3 protein-coding genes are annotated in these 2640 nt (G+C 37.5%); all 3 read left to right on the plus strand.

The features are described from left to right. Positions 1-520: 520 nt before the first annotated feature. The 3 genes from H6G97_RS54470 (at position 521) to H6G97_RS49490 (ending at position 2086) form a co-directional block, all read left to right on the plus strand. Positions 521-661, plus strand: coding sequence for a hypothetical protein (locus tag H6G97_RS54470; RefSeq protein WP_242056179.1), 141 nt, complete (start codon positions 521-523; stop codon positions 659-661). A gap of 652 nt (positions 662-1313) precedes the next feature. Beyond that, entirely contained in the window at positions 1314-1565 is a 252-nt protein-coding gene (locus H6G97_RS49485; protein WP_206759183.1) for a hypothetical protein, read from the plus strand. A gap of 323 nt (positions 1566-1888) precedes the next feature. Continuing rightward, entirely contained in the window at positions 1889-2086 is a 198-nt protein-coding gene (locus H6G97_RS49490) for a hypothetical protein (protein ID WP_190947573.1), read from the plus strand. Positions 2087-2640 lie beyond the last annotated feature (554 nt).

Below are 2640 nucleotides of genomic sequence, written 5' to 3' on the forward strand. Positions count from 1 at the left end.
ACGCGAGCGCATTCAAGAAATCTTCGACCAACTCACATTTGAGCAGGTAATTTCTATCTCTTCTTATAACTTTATCCTGGAAGCTCTATTCTATGCAGCTTCATATTAAATTGTATTAGAAGTCTTTGTTTTTGATCGGGATAAAGAAGCAATCTATTCTGGTTGGCTAAGTGCCGATCCATTACCTTACTATGTTGATAAAGAAGACGGGCTAGTAGTTCTTAGAGATATTTCAGATGATGCTGTGTCAGCCGGATGGTGCAAATCTACTGATATACGCATTCACATTTACTCTTCTCTCTACCAATGAGATTACCAAAGCATGGATTTATACAATGAGAATTACTGAGATTTACGTTAGGAATAATTGTTTAGTATTTTGTACCGATGATGTAAATCAATTTATCATTTATCAAATATTGTTGTAGATACAGGCTTATCAATAGATTCGCTCTCTCCCGAAAACCTACCAGAATCAAGAGTACAAACAATTATTGAAGCTGAAGGTGAACAAATAGCAATGATTGAAATCAAAGGCCCAGTTGGTAGATTAGAAAATGCAGAAAATTGCCTTGAGGCTAATTATAATGAAGCTACTCACAGCTGTTCTTATTGCTTTTCCGGGCAAATAAATAATATTTTAAATCAACTTTTTAGTTAACTTTATAAATTGAAAAGGGAATTACGACAAATGACTGAGGACGAAGCCAAAAAATTAATGCAGGATATGCAAGACCGAGGTACTAAGCTTTTTAAGGAAAAATTAGCCCGAGGAATACCGTTCACAGAATAACTTATACAAGAGGTATCTGATCAAGCATTGGTGGAATCTATTAATGAATTAAACGCGGATAACGAAACCACTTCGCTAGATGGGTAAAAGAAGATTAAAACCCGGCGATCGTGTAAGTTTGAGTCGCACGATCAACAGTGCAAGCCATTTCAAGAATTTGGCATTGTAAAAAATTATATTTATCCAGATTTTCACCCAAATGAATACATTGAGATAGTAAATTAAGTCGGCGACACAATTCTTTACGGCAATGCAGGTAAAGAGATTCAGAAGGCAACATGACAAAATGGAGATTTTTAGCAATGAGCGAACAAGCTTTAGAAAAAATGATTCGGGATGCGGCTGGAACAAATTGAGGGCTTTCCAGCCCTCAATTTGCAAGATTAAAAGGAGTTGGGATTGAGGTAGTAAATAGGTGGAAAAACGGACAGGAGCCGATGCCAAGTGGATGGGCTTTTTTTGAAAGAAAGTGGATACCCCAAGCGCAAGAAAATTGCACCAAGTGACAAAATGGAGAATCATGACCGATCGAGAATATCCACTTTATAAAATTGAATATGTTGAAATGACTCCAGCCGAGGCGGAAGAATCAGAGGAAGGGCTGGAAATTTTGGAAGTTATCGCGGAGGTTGATGGCGATCCCTTTGATGCGATCAATTCTTGGGCAAAAGATATGGAATGGAGCATAGTGAATTACCGCCAAGTAAAAGAAGGTATTCCATTTATTTATTTATCACCAACGGGTTACATAGAGTTGGAAGCGCCCAAATGACGAAATGGAGATTTTGAGCAATTTAGTTTTTTGGATACTAGCATTACTTGAATCTGGCTTGGTTTCATGTCAAATAGCAACAATTAGCAAGCAAAGATAAATGAATAATAGACTGTCTAAATCTTATAGCAAGGGAATAAAAATGAAAAATGAATATCAAGAATGAAAATTATGCTGGTTTTCAAGCTTGGTCAAAGCAAGTTGCATCTTGGCGATGTATTACTCCGATACTTTCGATTGACATTGAACGAGAACGTAGTTGCGTGTGATTTAATGTAGGTGGCGAAAATCGTCCTCTTGTTAGGTACGAAATTTTTTCCAATATGGGTGGTTGGCAAAGTGGTCATGAAGCTAATGCTGCTGCTAATCTATCCGCTTTTTCATTAGAAGAAGCCAAATATTTATACAACCAACTTATTACTGGCAAGATGAATAATGAAGTCAAGTCAATTTTGACTATTGTTGCAATTGCTACAAAACATGAAAACAGTCCTCAAAATAAAATGGGATATCAGAAATAGGGTTAGATATAGCGGAGATGACACATTGTTTAGTTTAAATAGCAGTCTAGAAATAAAGTGATTAAACCAAGCAGTGCCTAAGTTTTAGTGACAGGAACACTTCTTTAATATGGATGAAGTTTGTAAGTTGGAGGATTTGCGGGCGCTTTCGCCTTTAATTTGGGGTCATATTAATCCCTATGCTACTTTTCGTCTGGATCTTAATGTCAGCTTGCCAATTGAGACAAAGTAAATGTGTCTAAAAATACTAATACTAGTATTTTTGAGAATCTGATAGTCTGGAAGTGATTCATAGCAGTACTTTCAGCCTATCTTGCCTCTGCTGAAAGCTTCGCTGTATCTACGTATCTACGCCAAATTACACCTATCTCAGCTCAATTTCACTTACGGGTGTTATTGAAAAATGGATGGCTAAGATGCTTATGGGGGAAGGCTTTTAGCCAAGCGCGTACAATTTTCCCGTTTTGGGTGCGACACGATGGCGCACGAAGGGCTGGAAGCCCCTATATACAAAGCTTCCAAAAGATGAGTGAGGAACCGATTCCTCCAGTCTA

This window comes from Nostoc flagelliforme FACHB-838 (assembly GCF_014698065.1).
Lineage (GTDB): Bacteria > Cyanobacteriota > Cyanobacteriia > Cyanobacteriales > Nostocaceae > Nostoc > Nostoc flagelliforme_B.